The following is a 21,465-nucleotide window of genomic DNA, read 5'->3' as shown; positions in this document are numbered from 1 at the left end:
AACCTTATAATTAAGCGTCATCTCTCAATTCTCTTTTGTACATGGCCACGGTGTTTTCTAATCCGTAGTACAGTGAATCACTGACCAAGGCATGGCCGATAGATACTTCCAACAAGTTTGTTACCTCTTGGTTGAAGAATTTCAAATTGTCCAAGTTCAAATCATGACCTGCATTTAAGCCCAGGCCCAATTCACCTGCCCGAATACCAGCTTCCGCGTATGGCTTTACCGCCTCTTCACGGTTTTGATGGTATTGGCTTGCATAAGCTTCGGTGTACAATTCAATTCGATCTGTTCCTGTTTTTGCAGCTGCTTCATAGAGGGACAAATCCACATCCATAAATAGCGAAGTTCGGATTCCGGCATTTTTAAATTCGGTCACCACTTCGGTCAACATATCCAAATGCGTAACGGCATCCCATCCGGCGTTGCTAGTGAGCACCCCAGGAGGGTCCGGCACCAAAGTAACCTGAGTAGGCTTTACAGCAAGCACCAGCTCCATAAACTTAGCATTGGGGTATCCCTCAATGTTAAATTCTGTAGAATAAATGGAATTGATATCATGTACATCCTGGTAGCGGATATGTCGTTCATCCGGACGGGGGTGAACTGTAATCCCTTCTGCACCAAATTGTTCAATATCCGAAACCGCTTTTACCAAGTTCGGAAGGTTGCCTCCCCGGGCATTTCGAAGGGTCGCAATTTTGTTTACGTTAACACTCAATTTTGCCATAAAACCTTAGATTTGATCGGTCAAATTTAGCTAATTAAGAGTGCTCGCAAGTGAGATTCTAGTAACGGAGATTCCAACATTATCGAAACACGATTCTGTTGCGCAGGCCATCGAATGGATGGATGAATTCAAAGTCATGCATTTAGCCGTGGTGGATGGACCTCTTTTCCTGGGATTGGTTCACGAAGATTACCTCTTAGCTATTGAAGATCCTACCGAACGCATTTCCGATCATTTGAATTACTTGATTCAAATGCATGTTTACAGCAACGAACATGTTTTTGAGGTTTTGCGCAAAGTAGAAGAATACGGGGTTACCCTGATCCCGATTTTGAACCCCAAAGAATTATTTGTAGGAGTGATTACTGTAGCCAACCTAATGGAAGTAATTGCGGAGATGCCCGTCGTCAAGAGCCCTGGAGGGGTAATTGTGATGGATATTCTCAATACGGATTACAGCCTAACCGAAATTGCCCGAATCGTGGAAAGCAACGATGCCAAAATTTTGGGCTCTTTCGTATCCAGAAATCAAGACAGTTCAACCATCGAGGTCACGTTGAAAATCAATAAGCTCAACATTCAGGATGTCATCCAGGCCCTGGAGCGATTCGACTACGACATTACGGCGAGTTATGATCAAAGTGATGCCAACGACGATTTGATTGACAACTACGACAATTTGATGAACTACCTCAACATCTAACTCTTATGAAACGCGTAGCGATTTATGGCCGACTGTTTCAGGATCAACACATCCCGTACATCCAGGAACTGTTTGATGAGCTAAATCGCCGTGGAGTTGAGTTACTAATCTACGATCCCTTTTTCGATTACCTCAAGGCCCGGATTCAGTTACCCGATCACGCCGGTACGTTCATTCACTCCAAGCAGCTGATCGAATTTGCCGACATCCTACTTTCCGTTGGAGGCGACGGTACCATTTTGGATTCAGCCACGCTGGTCAAAGATTCAGGAATTCCTGTGGCGGGAATCAATACCGGTCGATTGGGATTTCTTTCTACTATTCGTGGTGAGGGCATTAACGAGGCTCTGGCCATGATTTTTGATGGGGAGTTTTATTACGATGATCGCACGATGATCGCCTTGAACACCAACCAAGACCTTTTTGGCGATGTACACTTTGCCTTGAATGAATTGGTTGTTCACAAAAAAGACACTTCAGCAATGATCTCCATCCATACCTACCTGGATGATGAATTTCTGAATACCTACTGGGCCGATGGATTAATTATTTCCACCCCCACCGGTTCTACCGCTTACTCCCTGAGTTGCGGTGGCCCGATCATACAACCCAATTCGGCCAATTTTGTCATAACACCCGTAGCCCCTCACAACCTTAACTCACGCCCTTTTGTGATTCCCGATCACAAAAAAATCAGGCTAAAAGTGGAAGGCCGCAGCAAGTATTTCCTAGTCTCGCTGGATTCTCGCATGGAAACCATTGACTCGAACATGGAATTGGTGATTGAAAAGTATCCTGCCAAAATGCGATTGCTACGATTAAACGGTCAAACTTTCCTAAAAACCATCAGCAACAAATTGCACTGGGGATTGGATCAGCGCAATTAAACCGAAAAATTTTCCACTTATCGTATAAGAATGAATCGCATGATAGATCATTTTTTATATTTGCCACACTAAGCACTCATATGCAACAAAGGATATACAAACTGTTGATCTTGTTCTTGGTAACCCTTCCAGTGGTCACCTTCGGACAAAAGTGGAAAAGCTACCGAATGGAGCTGACCGCAGGTATTGGCCCATCCTTTATGCTGAGTGACGTGGGTGGTTTTCAAGACGAACCCGATCACTTTATTACCGACCTGAACTTCAAATCTACCCGAGCTTCCTTTACTGGAAATTTCAATTATCACCTTCGTCAAGACATGTCGGTACTGGCTTCTTTTAGCTATTGCTTTTTGCATGCCAATGACAAGTATGCGGGTAACGAAGCTCGCCGCTACCGTAATTTCGACATCAATACTCATGTGTATGAATTGGGTATTATGTATCGCTACTATTTTGTAAAAGAAAAATTTGGTCACGCCTTCCGATTGAGAGGAGCTCGTTCTTCTTTCTTGTCCAATATTTCAGCTTATGCAGGAGTAGGTATCGCTGGATTTTACTTTAACCCAACAGGACGTGGTTCTGATGGCAAGTACCATTCTCTTCAGCCGCTGGGAACAGAGGGACAGGGAATTGCAGGAAATCCTGAAAAGTACAGCCGTTTTTCGTTCGCCATTCCTGCCGCATTGGGTATGAAATATGCGCTTAACACGCAAATCAACGTTGGCCTTGAGTTGAACTACCGATTTATTTTTATCGATTACCTGGATGACGTTAGTACGAACTACTACGACAACGACGCCATCCTATCTGAGAATGGAGAAATGGCTGCTTACCTGGCCGATCCAAGCTCTGGTGAATATCCTACCTGGACACACCCAGGAGAAAAACGCGGTAGTCCCGACAACAATGACGCGTTTTTTACAACGATGATCACCTTTTCATACAAGATTCTTAAGGGAAGTTCGTTCCGTCCAAGATTCTAATTCAACTTTTATACTTTTATCCCATGAAGAAGGCGTTTGCATTACTCCTTACTTTGTGCTCTATAGCACCCATGCTGAAAGGCCAGGGTCTAACCGAGGTTGGGCCTGCAATGGGTATGTCCTATTACCTGGGGATTTAAGTTCGAGTCATTTTAAAACCAAAACCACCCACTTTACCTATGGGCTGGTTCATCGACTGCCGTTCAAAAACAACCGGTGGGCCTGGAAGAATTCCTTCTTAATTGGTCGAATAAGTGGAGATGATGCCCTGTCTGATTCCGAGATCAATCGAAACCGAAATCTCAGTTTCACGTCAAGGCTTTATGAATTCTCCAGTCAATTTGAGTTTAACTTTTTTGAGTACAACACCTTTATTCGGGATGAGTTCATGACTCCCTATCTGTTTACCGGTGTTGCTTTTTTCTGGTTTGACCCCAAAGCCGATTTGGATGGAAATGCATACAGCCTTCGGGATTACCAAACCGAAGGTCAATCCAGTCCATACAGCCGGTTTCAATTTGCCTTGCCTTTTGGTGCCGGATTAAAATTTAAATTTTCGCACCGCGTATTGTTCAATGTGGAATATGGGATGCGTCGCACCTTTACCGATTACCTGGATGATGTAAGCACTACTTATCCCGACAATCCATCTGAAATGGGTACCGTGGCACAGGCCTTATCCAATCGCAGTTTAGACAATGGAAACGGGCAAAACGAATGGGGAATGCAGCGCGGTAATTCTCAACGGCCCGATTTCTATGCGTTTACCACATTCACCATGCTCATCCGAATCGGCAAGAACCCCAACCTATGCAAATACAACGCGGTACATTAACGGTTAAAAAAGAGTATATTTGCTCGCCCATTACCAAGTCCTGATCTGAAGGACTTTTTTTTTGATTCAGATGGACGTGAAAGACAAGATAGACGCGCACAATGTACCCAACCACATTGCCATCATTATGGATGGAAATGGCCGTTGGGCCAGAAAGATTGGCAAGGCCCGAATTTTTGGCCACCGAAGCGCAATTAAAGCCGTTCGGAATGCGGTAGAAGCCAGTGCAGAAATCGGAGTAAAAAACCTGACACTGTACGCATTCTCTACCGAAAACTGGAACCGTCCAAAAAGAGAAGTAAATGCTTTGATGGAGCTGCTCGTCAATTCCATGACCAAAGAACTTCCTACCCTGGAGAAAAACAACATTCGCCTGATGACCATTGGCGACACCGATTCTCTTCCACCCAAATGCCACGCTCATTTGCTTGACACCATGGAAAAAACCAAGGACAACAAGCGGATGAATTTGATTCTGGCTTTGAGCTACAGTTCACGCTGGGAGATCATGAACGCGGTGAAAAAGGTAATTTCTGATGCCAAGCACAACAATCTGGATGAAAATGAGTTTACCGAAGATGATTTCAAACAATACCTCAGTACGGCGAACATTCCAGATCCTGAACTCATGATCAGAACAAGTGGAGAGCAGCGCATCAGCAACTTCCTACTCTGGCAGTTGGCCTATACGGAATTGATCTTTTTGGAAAAACTCTGGCCGGATTTTACCAAGGATGATTTATACCTATCTGTGTTGAAGTATCAGGGACGAGAAAGAAGATTTGGTAAAACGAGCGAACAAGTGCAACCTGGATGAAGCAAGGCCTTCTCATAATTCTGTTTTTACTTTCTCTGACCTTTAGTGGGTTCGCTCAAATTGAGATTGGAGGTAATGCCGTTGATTATACCGAACCCAAAGAATACAGGATTGGTGGTGTAACCGTATCTGGAGCCAAAAAACTGGACGCCAGTGCACTGGTTATGATCTCCGGTTTGAAAGTGGGTCGTCGAATTACCGTTCCTGGTGATGAAATTTCGAAAGCCGTAAAAAAACTATGGAAGCAAGGACTCTTTGAAGATGTCAAGGTGAGCTATACCCGAATTCAGGGAGAAAACATCTTTTTGGACATCTACATCAAGGAGCAACCCCGTCTCTCCTATTTTGAGTTTGAAGGAAGTGCCCGTAAATCAGAAGTCAACGATATTCGTGATGACATCGAACTCTACCGGGAAAAGATTGTAACCGAGAATCTAATCCAAACAACCCGGGAAAAAGTAAAAAGCTACTACATCCAGAAAGGATTTTTGAATGCTGATGTAAGAATTGAGCAGCGGGTAGATCCCAAATTGGATGACCATGTTATTCTGACCGTATACATCGAAAAAGAGAAAAAGGTAAAAATCAACTCCATCACGATTTCCGACAACAAAAACATGACCAGCTACGTGCTAAAGCGGGCCATGAAGGAAACTCGTGAGAAAAGCAACTTTGAGCCTTTCTACGATTTAGAAGGCATGATAATCGATGCCTCCTCGTCCACCGTTTCCTCCAAAGACTCGACGAATGCCGGACGTATCATGTGGGACTACGCCACCGACAATATCCACCTCAATATTTTTAAGTCTTCCAAGTTTATCGAAAGCAACTACGATGCGGACAAGAAGGCCATCATTGAGCGCTATAAATCCTACGGTTACCGCGATGCCAAAATCGTAAAGGACTCCATTTATCCGCACGACGAAAAGACCATTAACATTGAGCTGGCCATTGATGAAGGGCCACAATACTTTATCCGTAACATCAAGTGGATTGGTAATACCAAGTTTAACACGTATCGACTTCGAAGTATTTTGGGTATTTGGAAAGGAGACATCTACAACCCCAATTTGCTGGAGCAACGCTTGTTCATGGACCCAATGGGGCAAGACATTTCGTCTTTGTATATGGATGAGGGATACTTATTCTTCCAGGTAACTCCGGTAGAGGTATACGTAGAGAATGATTCTGTGGATATCGAAATCCGCATGTACGAAGGACAACAAGCCCGAATCAACAAAGTGTATGTTGCGGGAAACACCAAAACCAACGACCACGTTATTTACCGGGAGATTCGGACCTATCCGGGCAACCTGTTTAGCCGAAGCGACATTATGCGTTCGCAGCGTGAACTATCCGTACTTGGGTTCTTTGACCCGCAGGCGATGAACGTGACACCCATGCCAAATCCAGAGAACGGAACAGTAGACATCGAGTATACCGTAGCTGAAAAGCCTTCCGATCAGATTGAGCTTTCGGGTGGATTTGGAGGAGGTCGTATTGTGGGTTCTGCTGGTATCTCCTTTACCAACTTTTCGCTGAGAAACCTTTTGAATTTTAAAGAATGGCGACCTCTTCCGAGTGGTGATGGACAGAAACTATCGATCCGAGGTCAAACCAGTGGACGTTGGTTCTCCTCGATCAACATGTCGTTTACGGAGCCTTGGTTAGGGGGTAAAAAACCCATTTCCTTTACCTTCTCCGGATACTACTCCGTTCAGACGAATGGTGAAAGACGTCGAATAGAAAACGACCGTGGACAGAAAATTGACAACCCAGCCCGTAGACACATCAACATTGCCGGTGTATCCGTAGGATTAGGAAAGCAGCTTAAATGGCCGGATGATTACTTCATCCTCCGCCATGAGTTTAGCTATCAGAACTACGAGATGAAGGACTGGAATGCCTTCATTTTTGACAATGGTTTTTCCAATAACCTGTTCTACAAAGTCACACTTAACCGTAACTCTTTAGGTGGTGGAAACGGAATCGTATATCCAACTCACGGATCCGACATCAAGGTTTCCATGCAGTTGACTCCACCCTACTCGGCCTTTAACAACAAAGACTACACGGCCCTTGAAGACCAGGAGAAGTATCGCTGGATTGAGTACTACAAGTGGAAAGTAACCTGCGACTGGTACACCCCAATTATTCCGAAACAAAACCTGGTATTGAAAGCCAAGGTAGGATTTGGATTCCTGGGATACTACAACGGAGACATTGGACCAGCACCATTCGAACGCTTCTACTTAGGGGTAGTGGTTTGACCGGATTCCAGCTGGATGGACGTGAGATTATCGCCTTGCGTGGTTACGATGATGGATCTATCTCGGCCATTACCGGAGGTACATCGATTGCGAAATATACCTTAGAGCTTCGTTACCCGTTGAGCTTGAATCCAAACGCTACAATCTTTATGCTGGGCTTTGCTGAAGCCGGAAATACCTGGAACGATATATCCCAATTTACCCCTTTCCAACTTAAACGCTCTGCCGGTCTTGGAGTTCGGATCTTTCTCCCTATGTTTGGACTACTTGGTTTAGACTGGGGATACCGATTTGACGACGTTGTTGGTCGTCCTGGAATGGACCGTTCGCAAATCCATTTTACAATTGGCGCGAATCTTGGAGAACTGTAATTGATACCTTGAAGATGAAAAAGATTGCTCTTATCCTTCCTTTTCTGTTTTTGTTCGCCTTCGATGGCATTAGTCAGAAGTTTGTTTATGTCAATACCGAGCTGATTCTCGAGAGCATGCCTGAATATTCAGAAGCTCAAGAACAACTCGATAAACTGTCGAAGCAATGGCAGGAAACGATTGAATTGAAGTACAAGGATATTGAACGGTTGTACCAGGCCTATAAAGCCGAGAAAATCCTTTTGACCGAAGATTTGAAGAAGAAAAGAGAGGAAGAAATTCTGAAGAAGGAAGAAGAAGTTCGACAGTACCAAAAAGAGAAATTTGGTGTGAATGGAGAGCTTTTCAAAACCCGTCAAAAGTTGATCAAACCACTGCAGGATAAAATCTATGAAGCCCTCAAAGATTTGGCCGATAGAAACAACTACGCAGTGGTGTTTGACCTGGCCAGTACATCCAATATATTGTACTCAAACTCAAGGTACGACAAGACGGACATCGTCATCAAAAAATTAGGATATTCTAAATGATAGGCCTATTTTCGCAACCCCTAAAAATGTAAGAACATGAAATCATTTTTGAAACACAGCCTGATTCTGGTAGCTTTTTTTGGACTGGCTCTTAACAGTTCCGCACAAAAAGCTGGAAAATTCGGTCACATCAACTCTAACGACCTGTTGATGGTGATGCCAGATAGAGATACCGCCGAAACTAAGTTGGCAGCATTTGGTCAGCAATTGGAGCTTCAATTGGCTTCTATGACCCAGGAATACGAAAAGAAATACACCAATTATCAAACGGAAGCGGCTAAAGGAACCATGAACGAAGTAGTTCGTGCTTCATTGGAAGAAGAGATCATCCAATTGCAGCAGCGAATTCAAGAATTCCAAAGCAAAGCTCAACAGTCTCTTCAGCAAAAAGAAGTAGAGTTGATGGAGCCTCTTATCAAAAAGGCTAAGGATGCTATCACCGCCGTTGCGAAAGAGCACGGATACACTTACATTTTTGATACGGGTACAGGATCGGTTCTTTACTATCCTGAAGGGGATGACATTCTACCCCTGGTGAAAAAACAAATGGGCATCACCGCAGCAGCCGCGGCTCCTGCATCTGCTCCTAAATAACATTAAGAACCGCCTCTGGCGGTTTTTTTTTTGCCCATGAGTAAAACGGGAAGTATAGGCATATTTGATTCTGGTGTCGGTGGACTTACGGTTGCCCGAGCCATCAAAAGCTTACTTCCCAATGAAAAACTCATTTACTTTGGCGACACCCTTCACCTACCCTACGGTGATAAGTCTCCAGAGTCCATTACACGATACTCTTTAGCCATAAGCGACTTCCTTATCCAAAAGGAGTGCAAGGTGATTGTTATCGCCTGTAATTCTGCTTCTGCTTCTGCCTATCATCCCATTCGAGAAAAGTATGGAGATCAACTCCCGATTATCAATGTAATTGCACCTATGGTGGATTATGTGCGGGAGCACTTCTCAGGCGAACCCGTAGGAGTGATTGGAACCAAGGCTACCGTTAAGTCGAAGGTTTATCAAGACCAATTGCGTGACTTTGCTTCGTGCCAAGCCTTGATGACGCCTTTGCTGGCCCCATTAATCGAGGAAGGTTTTGCCGGAAGCGAAATTAGTGAGCAGGCCATTAAGCACTACCTTTCTCAACCTGACTTGGAAGGAATTAAAGCCTTGATTCTTGGATGCACGCATTACCCGCTATTGGTGGATGAAATAAAAACCTACTACCAAGGTAAAACCGAAGTACTGGATTCATCTCACATGGTGGCTTCTGCCCTTCAAAAAATGCTGGAAGAGCATGACCTATCCGCCGATGGTAAAAATGCTGCAAAGGACGAGTTCTACGTATCCGATCATACGCTCGCCTTTCAGGAAATAACCCGACTCTTCTTCGGGGAAGAAATTCAGCTTAAGCTCGAAAAACTCTCTTAGTAAACTTCCGATACAATGCGGTGGATCGCATTGGAACGACTCATCGTGTAGAAGTGAATGGAAGGAACTTTTGCCGCCTTCAACTCTTTGGCCTGCTTAATCGCCCACTCAATTCCTACTTCACGAATCTGCTCTTTGTTTTTGCATGCATCTAATTCGGATGCCAATTCTTCTGGGAAGTCAACCTTGAAAGTTTTAGGCAAAAAGTGCAGGTGTCGAGGAGTGGTAATCGGCTTGATTCCAGGAATAATGGGAACCGTAATTCCAGCTTCCCGACAGAGCTCAACAAACTCAAAGAACTTTTGGTTATCGAAAAACATCTGAGTAACGATGTAATGGGCGCCCGCATCAATTTTCTCTTTCAAGTGTTTGATGTCGGTTTTCATGCTCATAGACTCGTAATGCTTTTCTGGGTAGCCGGCTACACCAATGCAAAACTTGGTAGGAGCAGAATTCATCATCTCCTCGTTCAAGAAGATTCCGTTATTCATATTCACGATTTGACCAACCAACTCTGAAGCGTAGCTGTGACCAAATTCATCAGGAACAAAATTAGGCTCCGATTTGATGGGGTCTCCTCGCAGGGCCAAAACGTTGTGAATTCCTAAGAAGTTTAAGTCAATTAACGCATTTTCCGTTTCCTCTTTGCTAAAACCTCCACAAGTTAGGTGAGGAACTGCCTCCACCTTGTATTTGTTTTGAATGGCCGAGCAAATACCTACTGTGCCTGGACGCTTCCGGGTAGAAATGCGACGAAGAAGTCCGTCGTTTTCCTTGCGGTACACATATTCCTCACGGTGGTAGGTTACGTTAATAAAACTAGGATTAAACTCCATTAGCGGGTCAATGGCCGCATACAAGGCATCAATTCCCTTCCCTTTTAGGGGAGGTAAGATTTCAAAGGAAAACAGGGTTTTACCTTTGGCCTTCTCTATACTTTCAACAACGTTCATAATCGAATAAGGTCAGCAAATATATAATTGAATCTTATAGGTTTTAGATATATCCTGCAATTGCCGATTATTAACCCAAAAGTCCGTCCAATCCGCGAATTGCAGACTCCCGAAAGGAGGCTTTCAAAGCATCAAAGGAACCCTTATCGTAAACCTCTTTTATTTCACCGTTATCCAACCAAACAATGCGGTCGGCTATTTCGGTAAGGGTGGCCAACAAATGAGAAGACAGCAGAACCACGCGGTCTTTTGCGTAATGCTGAATAATGGCGTAAATCTTCTCATTGCTTTCCAGGTCAACCCCGGTAAAGGGTTCATCGAGCAGCATTATGGGCCTCTCCTGAATAAAGGTTCCAGCCACGGCCAATTTCTTTTTCATCCCGGTAGAATACTCATCGGCAAATCGATCCAAAGGCAAATCAAGGGCTTGCCCCCACTCTGCCAAACGATCTTTACCCCCGTTAATCAATTCCAGGTATTCCGATCCTTTCATAAACCGGTAAAAGGAGGGTTCGGCCTCCAAAAATGCCACCTGAGAACGATTCAAAGCTTCCCCCTGAAAGTAAGCATCACCAGACATGGGCTTCAACCAACCGCTCAGGGTGCGAAAGAGCGTAGTTTTCCCCGAACCGTTTCTTCCTAAAATTCCAATCACCTCTCCCGGAGAGGCCTCCAGGTTGATGGATCTAAGAATGGCCTCGTCGCCATAACCTACGGAAACATTTTGGAGCTTAAGCATAGAATTGAGTTAGCATTTTAACCGCCTTTTTGTACTGACCATAACACCAGAATAAATTGATAATTAACCCACCAGGGATAATCAATAGAGCCGCGAAAACGGAATGAGTAACACTGGAAGGCAAGGCCTTTTCAAATGGAATATAGGACGCGTATTTATTGAATAGGAAAAAGGACTGAAGCATTCCCAAGAGGAGAATGGCCACGGGAATAACGAACCAAAAATCAGCTCGAGTGGCAAGGAGTATCAAATAGAAAGGAAAAAGGGTGATTTGTAATCCTATACTCTGTCTCCACCACTTGCGACGCAACTCCGTTGCCGACTTTGGAAACAGAACTTGGGGCTCCACCTCTTCGTATAAGCTGAGCAAAAGAAGCAATACGATGATAACCCCAAAGATTAAAAACAGAGGATGATACCAGGTAAAAATCAGGAGCCCATAAGCCACGACCCAAGCCAATGGATAACGTCGCAAACTGCTTTTCCATTCAAACAGATCAAGGGGCAAGTAGCGCCCTAAATCCCACGGCCATTTTCCACCCCCTCTGCCTGATAAAGTATTTGCACCCAAAATCACCACGGCAAGCCCGGAGGCAAAAAAGGCGATTCCTTGACTCAGCGACCCAATCCAAACGATTAACAGGCTAAATGGAAGGAGCATCAGGGAATACTCCACAGTTAAAGCCAAACGAATGGGCAATTGAAGCTTAGACAGAAAAGGAAAATCCCTCCTTTTTAGATGCACGCTCAAGGCAAAAGCCAAACCAGCACCGGCCATATGCATTTCATCAGCTTCTTGCACAAAAGGAATGGCTCGCCCCCAAACACCAACCGTGAGTCCTGCAACGAGAATGATAAAAACCCAACCCACTTCCCGGGCCTGACGGAAGAATTGCCGAACCCGCAGCAACGCCAAAAGAAGAAGGACAGATTTTTTCATTTTAGAAAATCCAAGGTAAAAAGACCAGCCTGATAGAGTCAGGTGTGAAGAGACAAAAAAGCAAACAAATCTTAATGAGAATCGCGAATCGATCCCGATCCCTATGGGAGGGATACGAAGCTAATGCTGGTCATACTTAAGCGGAAGTGAGAGGCATGTCGCTACCGACGGCAATAATGGCCTTGCTTTGAGGCGATAAAATCGGGAATAAAGTAGTATTTTCGCGGCTTAATTTTGAGTGAATGAAAGACATTCGAAACTTCTGCATCATTGCACATATTGACCACGGTAAGAGTACCCTGGCGGATCGATTGCTTCAACAAACCGGAACTGTTTCGGACCGAGAACTACAGGAGCAGACCCTGGATGATATGGATATCGAAAGGGAGCGTGGTATCACGATTAAGAGTCACGCCATCCAGATGGACTATGAGCAAGATGGAACCACCTACACTTTGAACTTGATCGACACCCCGGGACACGTGGATTTTTCCTACGAAGTTTCCCGAAGTATTGCGGCCTGTGAAGGAGCACTACTCATCGTGGACGCCACCCAGGGAATTCAGGCTCAAACCATTTCCAACCTGTATTTGGCCCTTGAAAACGACCTGGAAATCATTCCAGTGATCAATAAAATGGACCTTCCTTCCGCCATGCCGGAAGAGGTAAAAGATCAGATTGAAGAGCTGATTGGCTGCGACCGGGAAGATATTCTGGAAGCTTCCGGAAAAACCGGATTAGGAGTAGACAAGGTTCTCGAAGCCATTGTGGAACGCGTTCCGGCACCAGAAGGAGATCCCGATGCGCCGTTACAAGCCATGATCTTTGACTCCGTGTTCAACCCTTTCCGTGGAATTATCGCTTATTTCCGGGTATTTAACGGAAAAATTCAAAAAGGCGACCGTGTTAAGTTCATGAATACCAGCAAAGAATACAATGCTGATGAGATCGGTATTCTGCGCCTCAATCAAGAAATTAGACCCGAGGTATTGACTGGAGATGTAGGTTACATCATTTCGGGAATCAAACAAGCCCGTGAAGTAAAAGTGGGAGATACGATTACCACGGTACAAGCTCCATGCGAAGAAGCCATTCAAGGATTTGAGGATGTGAAGCCGATGGTATTTGCCGGTATTTATCCGGTAGAGTCCGAAGATTTCGAAATGCTCCGTGAATCCCTGGAGAAACTTCAACTCAACGATGCTTCCCTAACCTTTGAGCCAGAATCATCTGCAGCACTTGGGTTTGGTTTCCGTTGTGGATTCCTGGGAATGCTTCACATGGAAATCGTTCAGGAACGTCTGGATCGTGAGTTCAATATGACCGTGATTACTACAGTTCCTAACGTATCCTACATTGCTAAAACGAGAAAAGGAGAAACCCATACCGTACACAACCCAAGTGAATTTCCCGATCCATCTACCCTCGATTACGTAGAGGAGCCATACATCAATGCTCAAATCATTACCAAGGCCGATTACTTTGGCCAAGTGATGAATCTGTGTATCGAAAAACGGGGAATACTTAAAAACCAGGTTTACCTGACTACTAGCCGGGTAGAGATGAACTTTGAGATGCCACTGGCCGAAATCGTATTTGATTTTTACGATCGTCTAAAGTCTGTTTCTAAAGGGTACGCCTCATTCGACTATACTCCCATCGGATACCAAAAATCGGATCTCGTTAAGTTGGACATCCTGCTTAATGGTGATCAGGTAGATGCTTTGTCAGCTCTAATTTTCCGTGGAAATGCCTACCCATTTGGTAAGAAAATCTGCGAAAAACTTAGACAGCTTATTCCAAGGCAGCAGTTTGATATTGCTATTCAGGCCGCTATTGGAGCCAAAATTGTTTCTCGGGAAACGATCAAAGCCCTTCGGAAAGACGTTACCGCCAAATGTTATGGGGGTGATATCAGTCGTAAACGGAAACTTCTCGAAAAGCAGAAAAAGGGTAAGAAAAGAATGAAGCAGGTGGGTAACGTTGAAGTTCCACAATCTGCCTTCCTTGCCGTTCTCAAGCTGAACGATTAGGCCCGATTTTTGCAGCAAACCCGGCCATGATCAAAAAAATAACAACCTATCTTCTGTTCGTCCTTTTGGGCTTTGGATTGAAGTTGCAGGCTCAAAAAGTGACCCTTTTTGATATTGACAACTTGAAGCCAGTTGCAGAGGTTTTTGTTATTGATCATGAACAGAAGCACAGCTCCCTTTCCAATCCGGAAGGAAAAGCTGATTTAACCGGTTTTCAAAAAACGGATACGCTCATCTTTCACCATCCATCGTACACCCGAAAAATTGTTTCCTACTCTGAAGTCGTAGCGGCCAACAACACCGTTTATCTCACCCCGAGCGCAGTTGACTTAGGCGAAGTGATGGTGTATGCAAATAAGCGGGAACAGCTCGCCACGGAAATTCCAAGTACAATTTCGACCATTCCGGCTCGGGAGATTAGCTTTAACAACCCTCAAACCGCAGCGGATGCATTGAGTGAATCCGGTCAGGTATTTGTTCAAAAATCCCAGCTGGGTGGCGGTAGTCCGATGATTAGAGGTTTCTCTGCCAACCGGATTTTGATTGTGGTAGATGGGGTTCGGATGAACAATGCCATATTCAGAGCGGGTAACCTTCAGAACATTATCGCGATTGACCCGAACACGGTGGACAACACCGAGGTAATTTACGGTCCAGGGTCAGTGATCTATGGAAGTGATGCCTTAGGTGGAGTAATGAGCTTTCATACGGTTAAACCCGAATTATCCTTCCGCAAGGATTCAACCATCTGGAAAATCAATACCCTACTCCGCTATTCCACAGCCAATGAGGAAAAAACGGCCCATGTTCGCCTGGCAGGTGGAGGAAATAAATGGGCCGCGGTCGCAGGATTGACTCTATCCGATTACGAAGATTTGCGTACCGGAGCCAATCGAGGTAACTACCCGGAATTTGGAACCCGAACCTGGTTTCAGGGAACCTATGAAGGGCAGGACACAGCCTTTGCCAATAGCAATGTTAATTTGCAAAAGAGCTCAGGATATAGCCAAATGAACCTCATGGGTAAACTGCGCTACCAACCTACCCGAAACATTGACCTCAACCTCAACCTTCAGTATTCCAACTCATCCCTGGTGCCCCGCTACGATCGATTGACACAAGTAAGCCAAGAAGCGACAGACAGCACTGGAGTAGTACCTAAATATGCTCGCTGGGACTACGGCCCTCAAGAATGGTTTTTTGGAACCTTGGAAGCTGACTTTGACATTCAGAATGACGCCTGGGATCGCTCAAGAATTATTGTAGGCTACCAGTATTTTAACGAATCAAGAATTGACCGACGCTTTAACCGATCTACCCGCAGAACCCGAGATGAGCGAGTAAACGCCTATACGGTCAACCTGGAATTTGACAAAAAGATTAATTCCAAGCACTCCCTGTTTTACGGAATTGAAGGCGTTTGGAACACGGTATTCTCCCAGGCCTGGACCTACGACATTGAAACCGAAGAACACGGACAAACTTCCACCCGTTACCCAGATGGAGGAAGCGACTGGGCCAATGCCGCGGCCTATGTGACTTACAATTTCAAGCTGAATAAGAAGTGGACCTTTAGCACAGGGCTTCGCTACACTTACATCTACATGAAAAGTCGTTTTACAGATACTACATATTACGACTTTGACTTTGATGAAATCAAGCTGACTACATCGGCGCTCAACGGAAGTTTTTTGGGACTCATATACCGCCCCGGAGAGAAATGGCAACTCAAACTGAATACGGCCTCTGGATTTAGATCACCGAATGTGGATGACATCGCCAAGGTATTTGACTCAGAGCCGGGAAAGGTGATTGTACCTAATGAAAATCTTAAACCTGAATTTGCCTACAATGCTGACCTGAGTGTATCTCGTACACTTCGTGATCGAGGAATCGTGGAACTCGTTGGTTTTTACACATACCTCGTGGATGCCATGGTTCGTAGAGACGCGCAACTCAACGGTCAGGACTCCATTTTGTACGATGGAGAAATGAGCCAGGTTCAAATGATTACCAATACGGGTAAAGCTCACATTTATGGGGCTTCTTTTAACCTCAAGGCGAATCTGTCTAAAAAGCTCGGGGTCATTCAAACCTTTACCTGGATGGATGGAGAGGACTTGGTGGACAACGTTCCCCTAAGACACGTTTCTCCTGCCTTTGGAAAAACATCGGCCTTCTACAAAACTGAAAAGCTTAGAGCAGAGTTCTACACGCAATACAATGCCTGGAGACACTGGGATGACTTAGCCCCGGAAGAACAAGGAAAGCCTCATTTGTATACCCAGGATGGAACGCCGGCCTGGTACACGCTTAACATCCGAGCTTCCTACAAATTCCTGGATTACTTTGAAGCCAACGTGGCTTTGGAAAATATTCTGGATCGCCACTACCGCCCCTACTCTTCCGGTATTTCTGCCGCCGGTCGCAACCTGATACTTTCCATTCGGGCAAGTATTTAAATCCACTATTTTTACGCCAACAACGTTACCTCGTATGATCCGATCCATTTTTTACACGGCAAGTGCCTTGGTCTTGTGCCTGGTCCTGATGGCCCAATCTTCTGGCTTTAAACAAGAGCAGAGACGTTATCAGCGAGTACGACAAGCCTATGCAAACCAACAGAGCTGGCTCGACCAAACCCTTGCAAGCCAAAATTTAAGTGCCAGCAATTTGCGTATTTATCTCCGCGCATTCAAAGCAGAGGACGAACTTGAGGTCTGGGCCAAAAAGAAAACGGACGACACCTATCGGCATTTAGTCACCTTTCCCATTTGTTCCAAATCCGGGCAAATAGGCCCGAAGCGACGTCAAGGCGACCTTCAGGTTCCGGAAGGCTATTACCACATTGATCGTTTTAATCCGGTGAGTAATTTTCACCTGTCTTTGGGCATCAACTACCCCAACCGATCCGACAAAATATTGAGCGACAAAAGCCGACCCGGTGGTGACATATTCATTCATGGTTCCTGTGTAACCATAGGCTGCCTCCCCATCACCGATCCTTTGATCGAACAACTTTACGTTCTATGCATTGAGGCTAAAAATAGCGGCCAGGGTAATATTCCAGTAACCCTTTTCCCCAGCCGTTTGGAGGACGAAACCCTAAAAGCCCTTCAATCTGAACATGCCGGAGAAACAGATAAGCTCAATCTATGGCTGGACTTAAAAAAGGGTTATGATTACTTCAATACCCATAAGAAGTTGCCATCTATTGGCTTTTTGCCTACTGGGCGGCATAGTGTGGGGTAATCTAAACTTTATTGGATAGTCAATCCATCAAAAGCCTTTCATTATTACTACCTACAGTTTTGGATTACCTGCTTAAATCCTGGATCTGGAGAATTATAAACTGCTTCTTCAGGGCAAAAGCTTTGGACCATATTAATTAACACCTCGTAGCCAAAATCAGTTTCTGAAAATATCATATCAGAAAAAAGGTAGATTTTATTTCCGTCGATGTAAAATAAGTTGAACGGTTTCTCAAAATAAGAATCCGAATCAACCAGCTCTTTCATTTTCCTAAAACTCTCCTCGGCTGAAGAGAGACTTTTGAATTCAATTAAATGGAACGAAATATTGCATTTCTTCCCATCCGAGAACCTTATTGTCGAATAAGAGGATGATTCTGCATCTGGCCATAATCCACTATCGTGCATTTTCTTGATTAAAGTGATTCGACCAACACTGTCTATTGGAATTACTTCCACCAATTCAACCTCTTTATGTCTCCTAAAAAAATCAGTAACATCCACGAAGCTAATTTGATTGAAAGTTCCAGTCGTATCTCTATTAGCATCAATTGAATCAATGTCATCAGACAAAGTCAGACTCTTCTGATTGTTTAGCTCCTCGCCTACACATGACACTCCAACTACGGCCATAACAATCAATTGAATCAAAATCTTCATCCCAAATTCAACTTTAGTCGCTTCATTAAATTGCATGGCATAAAGGTAACCTAACCGCAAATGCCCTGTTCGGATTTCAAGTCTCCCATTCTCATATCTCAATCCTGATATCTCGCATCTCGAACCTCAAATCTCGAATCTCTCCCGATAACCATCGGGATCGCATCTCATTTCTCAAGTCTCTTCCGTACCTTTCAGCGGCAATTGATGACTATGAAAAAAATTGGTGTATTTACATCGGGCGGTGATGCCCCGGGCATGAATGCCTGCATTCGTTCAGTGGTTCGAACGGCCTTGTTTCATGAAGTGGAGGTAATGGGAATCTATGAAGGATTTAATGGATTAGTCGAAGGCGACTTTATTCCGCTAAATTCTCGTGATGTCTCAAACATTCTTCAACGCGGCGGCACTATTCTGCGCTCGGCACGATCGGAATCGTTTAGAACTTCTGAGGGCAGGCAACAGGCTTTTGAAAAGGTTAAGGCCGCCGGCATTGAAGGTTTGATCGTTATCGGTGGAGACGGATCTTTTACGGGAGCCGAAATCTTCCATCGGGAATTCGGCATTCCCTACATCGGAGTTCCAGGTACCATTGACAATGATCTATTTGGAACCGATCTCACCATCGGTTTTGACACGGCCTGCAATACCGTGGTGGAAGCCGTTGATAAAATCAAAGACACGGCAGCTTCGCACAATCGCTTGTTTTTTGTGGAAGTGATGGGTCGAGACTCTGGATACATTGCCTTAAACACCGGAATTGCCGTGGGGGCGGAAGAAATTCTTTTACCTGAAACCGTAACCGACATTCACGACCTGGTCAACAAACTCAAGGAAAGCAGGAAGCACAAAAAGAACTCCAGCATTGTTATCGTTGCTGAGGGCGATGACGGAGGCGGTGCCCTGGAAATTGCTCAAAAGGTGAAACAACACTACAACGAATACGACACCCGGGTAACCATATTGGGCCACCTACAACGTGGAGGAAAACCCAGTACGATCGATCGGGTTTTGGGCAGCCGGCTGGGGCATCAAGCAGTACTATCCCTTTTGGACGGCAAGTCAGATATCATGGTAGGTTTGCAGAATTGGGAAGTAACCGAAACTTCTGTTCAGGATTCTATTCAACGGAAGAAGCCTCTTCGCTCTTCGCTATTTCCTTTGATAGATGCGCTTTCGATATAAACTTATTCTCGTCTCAATCCTCCTATTGGCAGGATTAGCATATTTCTCATCTATGGCCCAGAGTGAATTGAAAATTGGCGACCACATTCCAGCCTTTGAAACGATAGATCAAGATTCCAATTCGGTAACGCTGGAATCTATTTTAGGTCAAGGTCCGGTTGTGCTCTATTTCTACCCCAAAGACCACACCCCCGGCTGCACCAAAGAGGCCTGCTCATTCAGAGACGAGTACCACGATTTTCAGGATTTGGGTGCTACTATTTATGGAATCAGCAACGACTCACCCAAGTCGCATCGGGAGTTTATCGAAAAACACCGACTTCCCTATTCCTTATTATGTGATCAGGGAAATAAATTAAGAAAACTGTTTGGAGTGCCAACGGGCTGGTTAGGCCTAATTCCTTCGCGCGTAACCTATATAATAGATGAGCAAGGAGTGGTTCAATACGTCTTTAACAGCCAACTCAATCCAGAGCAACACATCAAAGAGTCTTTGCGGGTAATTCGCGGAATGACCTCTACGAACGAAGGGAATCAGGAATAGTACAAACCGGAATAGGAACCATTTTATGGGTATTGGCCCGGTTCAATCGACGGTAAATGCCCAATACCTCTTTTTGACGATCGCTTAAAGTGGATTCATCCCCGGAAAAGTCCATAGCCCATTCTAACTCGGGATATGACGCTCCAATTTGATCTTCATCGGTACGATCATCTCCCCAAAGGCCATCGGTAGGCGGGGCATTCATAATGTCTTCGATGATTCCCAGTTCAGCACCTAATGCGTAAACTTCGGTTTTGGTCAGATCGGCAATGGGGCTTAGATCAACTCCGCCATCTCCATATTTGGTATAGAATCCAATCCCAAAATCTTCGATCTTGTTTCCGGTACCCACCACTAAAGAGCCTTGAAGTCCGGCAAAATAGTACAAGGTTGTCATGCGAACCCGGGCCCTAACATTGGCCAAGGTTAATCCCGTATCCTGATCGTCAGAAACTTTGGGTACAGCATTCAAGAAGGAATCAAAAACGCCTGTTAATTCAACACGCTCAATAGAGACATTGGAATACTTCTCTTGTAAATATTCCATGTGCTTTACCGCCCGATTGACTTGGCTCTCGGCCTGATAAATGGGCATTTCCACACAAAGAACAGGTGCCCCGGTCCGGGCCGCCAACTCAGATGATACTGCCGAGTCGATTCCACCACTCACTCCAACCACAAAACCCTTGGTACCTGATTCAGCAAGGTAATCGCCTAACCAGGACGTAATGTGATCTGCCACTGCTTTATAATCCATGAATCCTTCTTAACTCTTCACACAAATTGGGCATCAAAAATACACTCCCAAGTGCAATGCGAGGGTACTTGAAGTCGCTTTTAACTTCGGCCCGTTAGCCGAACCATCAGCATTGACCGTTTCCCAATCCAATTGACCATTTTCTCCTCTTGCATAGGAATTGCCATTATATATGTTGGTCAACCCATTGTTGAGCGTAAAGCCGAACGTGAAATACGTGTCCCCAGAAATCTTTCGTTCCCATTCCAAGCCCAAGAGCAGGGACAAACGAACAGGATTGATTTGGTCGCTAATATCTTCATCGGTTACAGATTCCCGCTTTTCTCCAGATTCCGTAAAAATGACAGTCTCTCGATCTTGCAAAGAACGAACTCGAAAACCAGTACCGAAACCAAACCAACCGGAAAAAACGGAATAACCAATCTCTTCTGAACGCAGCTTAAATCCCAGCGGAACTTCCAAATAGCGGTTACGTACCTCTACTTCGTTGCTGGATTCATATTGCTCATCATTTACTTCCGACACGCCGAAGTAGTGGGCCCGACCTCCGTTGGAAACCAAGGTCATTCCGGTAGAGAAAAAATACCTGGAATGCCCTTTGAAGGCGATATCCGCAAACAAACCATAATTCAAATTAGGAGTAAACCCTCGAGACTCAAATCCATCATTGGAAGAAGAGAGCCAATTCAAGGTGGGTGCCACCATCAATCCAAATTTGAAGCGCTTAGGTGCTTCCTGAGCATAACTTGAAAAGGAGAGGCAAACCATCCCCAAGATGAGGGTAAAAACAGAAGCTCGAATCGTGTGCATTGCTTTATTTGGTATTGCTACATTTGCGTCGTTTTA

At 44.9% G+C, this 21,465-nt stretch carries 22 protein-coding genes; 15 read left to right on the top strand and 7 right to left on the bottom strand.

What is annotated here, in order from left to right; all coding sequences use genetic code 11:
• Positions 1 to 10: 10 nt before the first annotated feature.
• Positions 11 to 733 carry a pyridoxine 5'-phosphate synthase gene (locus KFE98_09580; protein ID UTW64368.1) on the bottom strand — a complete coding sequence of 241 codons (723 nt, stop codon included), beginning with the start codon at positions 731 to 733 and terminating at the stop codon, positions 11 to 13.
• Positions 734 to 773: 40 nt separating this feature from the next.
• Here KFE98_09580 and KFE98_09575 point away from each other — a divergent pair, with 40 nt between their 5' ends.
• The 10 genes from KFE98_09575 (at position 774) to murI (ending at position 9,557) form a co-directional block, all read left to right on the top strand.
• On the top strand, positions 774 to 1,436 hold the full coding sequence (locus KFE98_09575) for a hypothetical protein (GenBank protein ID UTW64367.1): 663 nt from the start codon (positions 774 to 776) through the stop codon (positions 1,434 to 1,436).
• Between the two features lie 5 nt (positions 1,437 to 1,441).
• The gene (locus tag KFE98_09570; GenBank protein UTW64366.1) at positions 1,442 to 2,323 is read left to right on the top strand and encodes an NAD kinase; all 882 of its coding nucleotides are present in this window, start codon (positions 1,442 to 1,444) and stop codon (positions 2,321 to 2,323) included.
• An 80-nt stretch (positions 2,324 to 2,403) separates the two neighbouring features.
• The gene (locus tag KFE98_09565) at positions 2,404 to 3,306 is read left to right on the top strand and encodes an outer membrane beta-barrel protein (protein UTW64365.1); all 903 of its coding nucleotides are present in this window, start codon (positions 2,404 to 2,406) and stop codon (positions 3,304 to 3,306) included.
• Between the two features lie 55 nt (positions 3,307 to 3,361).
• Positions 3,362 to 4,141: a hypothetical protein gene (locus tag KFE98_09560; protein ID UTW64364.1), complete on the top strand. Its 780-nt coding sequence runs from the start codon at positions 3,362 to 3,364 to the stop codon at positions 4,139 to 4,141.
• Positions 4,142 to 4,211: 70 nt separating this feature from the next.
• Positions 4,212 to 4,958, top strand: coding sequence for an isoprenyl transferase (locus KFE98_09555; protein ID UTW64363.1), 747 nt, complete (start codon positions 4,212 to 4,214; stop codon positions 4,956 to 4,958).
• On the top strand, positions 4,955 to 7,228 hold the full coding sequence (locus KFE98_09550) for a BamA/TamA family outer membrane protein (GenBank protein ID UTW64362.1): 2,274 nt from the start codon (positions 4,955 to 4,957) through the stop codon (positions 7,226 to 7,228). Before KFE98_09555 ends, KFE98_09550 begins: the two co-directional genes overlap by 4 nt.
• The gene (locus tag KFE98_09545; GenBank protein ID UTW64361.1) at positions 7,225 to 7,599 is read left to right on the top strand and encodes a BamA/TamA family outer membrane protein; all 375 of its coding nucleotides are present in this window, start codon (positions 7,225 to 7,227) and stop codon (positions 7,597 to 7,599) included. Before KFE98_09550 ends, KFE98_09545 begins: the two co-directional genes overlap by 4 nt.
• A 14-nt stretch (positions 7,600 to 7,613) precedes the next feature.
• Positions 7,614 to 8,129: an OmpH family outer membrane protein gene (locus KFE98_09540; protein ID UTW64360.1), complete on the top strand. Its 516-nt coding sequence runs from the start codon at positions 7,614 to 7,616 to the stop codon at positions 8,127 to 8,129.
• Positions 8,130 to 8,165: 36 nt separating this feature from the next.
• Positions 8,166 to 8,723, top strand: a complete 558-nt coding sequence (locus KFE98_09535; protein ID UTW64359.1) for an OmpH family outer membrane protein — start codon at positions 8,166 to 8,168, stop codon at positions 8,721 to 8,723.
• 36 nt (positions 8,724 to 8,759) lie between these two features.
• A complete protein-coding gene (gene murI, locus KFE98_09530) occupies positions 8,760 to 9,557 on the top strand; it encodes a glutamate racemase (GenBank protein ID UTW64358.1) in 798 nt (265 codons plus the stop codon).
• On the opposite strand, the gene metF is transcribed toward murI, so the two are convergent.
• From metF to KFE98_09515, 3 genes are all read right to left on the bottom strand, one after another.
• Positions 9,554 to 10,510, bottom strand: a complete 957-nt coding sequence (metF, locus tag KFE98_09525; GenBank protein ID UTW64357.1) for a methylenetetrahydrofolate reductase [NAD(P)H] — start codon at positions 10,508 to 10,510, stop codon at positions 9,554 to 9,556. The genes murI and metF overlap by 4 nt on opposite strands.
• Positions 10,511 to 10,580: 70 nt before the next feature.
• Positions 10,581 to 11,249, bottom strand: a complete 669-nt coding sequence (locus tag KFE98_09520; protein ID UTW64356.1) for an ATP-binding cassette domain-containing protein — start codon at positions 11,247 to 11,249, stop codon at positions 10,581 to 10,583.
• Positions 11,242 to 12,189: a hypothetical protein gene (locus KFE98_09515; GenBank protein UTW64355.1), complete on the bottom strand. Its 948-nt coding sequence runs from the start codon at positions 12,187 to 12,189 to the stop codon at positions 11,242 to 11,244. Before KFE98_09515 ends, KFE98_09520 begins: the two co-directional genes overlap by 8 nt.
• 242 nt (positions 12,190 to 12,431) lie before the next feature.
• On the opposite strand from KFE98_09515, the gene lepA reads away from it, so the two are divergent.
• The 3 genes from lepA (at position 12,432) to KFE98_09500 (ending at position 17,474) form a co-directional block, all read left to right on the top strand.
• Complete coding sequence (gene lepA, locus KFE98_09510) at positions 12,432 to 14,222, top strand: translation elongation factor 4 (GenBank protein ID UTW64354.1); 1,791 nt, start codon at positions 12,432 to 12,434, stop codon at positions 14,220 to 14,222.
• Between the two features lie 26 nt (positions 14,223 to 14,248).
• Entirely contained in the window at positions 14,249 to 16,684 is a 2,436-nt protein-coding gene (locus KFE98_09505) for a TonB-dependent receptor (GenBank protein UTW64353.1), read from the top strand.
• Between the two features lie 88 nt (positions 16,685 to 16,772).
• The gene (locus KFE98_09500) at positions 16,773 to 17,474 is read left to right on the top strand and encodes a hypothetical protein (protein UTW64678.1); all 702 of its coding nucleotides are present in this window, start codon (positions 16,773 to 16,775) and stop codon (positions 17,472 to 17,474) included.
• A 47-nt stretch (positions 17,475 to 17,521) separates the two neighbouring features.
• On the opposite strand, the gene KFE98_09495 is transcribed toward KFE98_09500, so the two are convergent.
• Positions 17,522 to 18,106, bottom strand: a complete 585-nt coding sequence (locus KFE98_09495) for a hypothetical protein (protein UTW64352.1) — start codon at positions 18,104 to 18,106, stop codon at positions 17,522 to 17,524.
• Positions 18,107 to 18,346: 240 nt separating this feature from the next.
• Between KFE98_09495 and pfkA the strand changes: the two genes are divergently transcribed.
• Both pfkA and KFE98_09485 read left to right on the top strand, forming a co-directional pair.
• A complete protein-coding gene (pfkA, locus tag KFE98_09490) occupies positions 18,347 to 19,318 on the top strand; it encodes a 6-phosphofructokinase (GenBank protein UTW64351.1) in 972 nt (323 codons plus the stop codon).
• 52 nt (positions 19,319 to 19,370) lie between these two features.
• The gene (locus tag KFE98_09485) at positions 19,371 to 19,862 is read left to right on the top strand and encodes a peroxiredoxin (GenBank protein UTW64677.1); all 492 of its coding nucleotides are present in this window, start codon (positions 19,371 to 19,373) and stop codon (positions 19,860 to 19,862) included.
• Here KFE98_09485 and nadE read toward each other — a convergent pair.
• On the bottom strand, positions 19,837 to 20,619 hold the full coding sequence (gene nadE / locus KFE98_09480; protein ID UTW64350.1) for an NAD(+) synthase: 783 nt from the start codon (positions 20,617 to 20,619) through the stop codon (positions 19,837 to 19,839). The two genes, KFE98_09485 and nadE, sit on opposite strands and share 26 nt — an antisense overlap.
• Positions 20,620 to 20,652: 33 nt before the next feature.
• Positions 20,653 to 21,429 (bottom strand): PorT family protein, encoded by a 777-nt coding sequence (locus KFE98_09475; protein ID UTW64349.1) that lies wholly within the window; start codon positions 21,427 to 21,429, stop codon positions 20,653 to 20,655.
• Between the last annotated feature and the right edge of the window lie 36 nt (positions 21,430 to 21,465).

The sequence above is a fragment of the bacterium SCSIO 12741 genome (assembly GCA_024398055.1).
Classification (GTDB): Bacteria; Bacteroidota; Bacteroidia; order Flavobacteriales_G; family Salibacteraceae; genus SCSIO-12741.
The sequence above is the reverse complement of the archived record's forward strand: the minus strand, read 5'-3'. Positions and strand labels throughout refer to the sequence as shown.

Coding starts and splice junctions, on each gene's coding strand:
- KFE98_09580 (UTW64368.1), bottom strand. CDS start 733: ATGGCAAAATTGAGTGTTAACGTAAACAAAATTGCGACCCTTCGAAAT.
- KFE98_09570 (UTW64366.1), top strand. CDS start 1,442: ATGAAACGCGTAGCGATTTATGGCCGACTGTTTCAGGATCAACACATC.
- KFE98_09565 (UTW64365.1), top strand. CDS start 2,404: ATGCAACAAAGGATATACAAACTGTTGATCTTGTTCTTGGTAACCCTT.
- KFE98_09555 (UTW64363.1), top strand. CDS start 4,212: ATGGACGTGAAAGACAAGATAGACGCGCACAATGTACCCAACCACATT.
- KFE98_09550 (UTW64362.1), top strand. CDS start 4,955: ATGAAGCAAGGCCTTCTCATAATTCTGTTTTTACTTTCTCTGACCTTT.
- KFE98_09540 (UTW64360.1), top strand. CDS start 7,614: ATGAAAAAGATTGCTCTTATCCTTCCTTTTCTGTTTTTGTTCGCCTTC.
- KFE98_09535 (UTW64359.1), top strand. CDS start 8,166: ATGAAATCATTTTTGAAACACAGCCTGATTCTGGTAGCTTTTTTTGGA.
- murI (UTW64358.1), top strand. CDS start 8,760: ATGAGTAAAACGGGAAGTATAGGCATATTTGATTCTGGTGTCGGTGGA.
- metF (UTW64357.1), bottom strand. CDS start 10,510: ATGAACGTTGTTGAAAGTATAGAGAAGGCCAAAGGTAAAACCCTGTTT.
- KFE98_09520 (UTW64356.1), bottom strand. CDS start 11,249: ATGCTTAAGCTCCAAAATGTTTCCGTAGGTTATGGCGACGAGGCCATT.
- KFE98_09515 (UTW64355.1), bottom strand. CDS start 12,189: ATGAAAAAATCTGTCCTTCTTCTTTTGGCGTTGCTGCGGGTTCGGCAA.
- lepA (UTW64354.1), top strand. CDS start 12,432: ATGAAAGACATTCGAAACTTCTGCATCATTGCACATATTGACCACGGT.
- KFE98_09505 (UTW64353.1), top strand. CDS start 14,249: ATGATCAAAAAAATAACAACCTATCTTCTGTTCGTCCTTTTGGGCTTT.
- KFE98_09500 (UTW64678.1), top strand. CDS start 16,773: ATGGCCCAATCTTCTGGCTTTAAACAAGAGCAGAGACGTTATCAGCGA.
- KFE98_09495 (UTW64352.1), bottom strand. CDS start 18,106: ATGGCCGTAGTTGGAGTGTCATGTGTAGGCGAGGAGCTAAACAATCAG.
- pfkA (UTW64351.1), top strand. CDS start 18,347: ATGAAAAAAATTGGTGTATTTACATCGGGCGGTGATGCCCCGGGCATG.
- KFE98_09485 (UTW64677.1), top strand. CDS start 19,371: ATGGCCCAGAGTGAATTGAAAATTGGCGACCACATTCCAGCCTTTGAA.
- nadE (UTW64350.1), bottom strand. CDS start 20,619: ATGGATTATAAAGCAGTGGCAGATCACATTACGTCCTGGTTAGGCGAT.
- KFE98_09475 (UTW64349.1), bottom strand. CDS start 21,429: ATGCACACGATTCGAGCTTCTGTTTTTACCCTCATCTTGGGGATGGTT.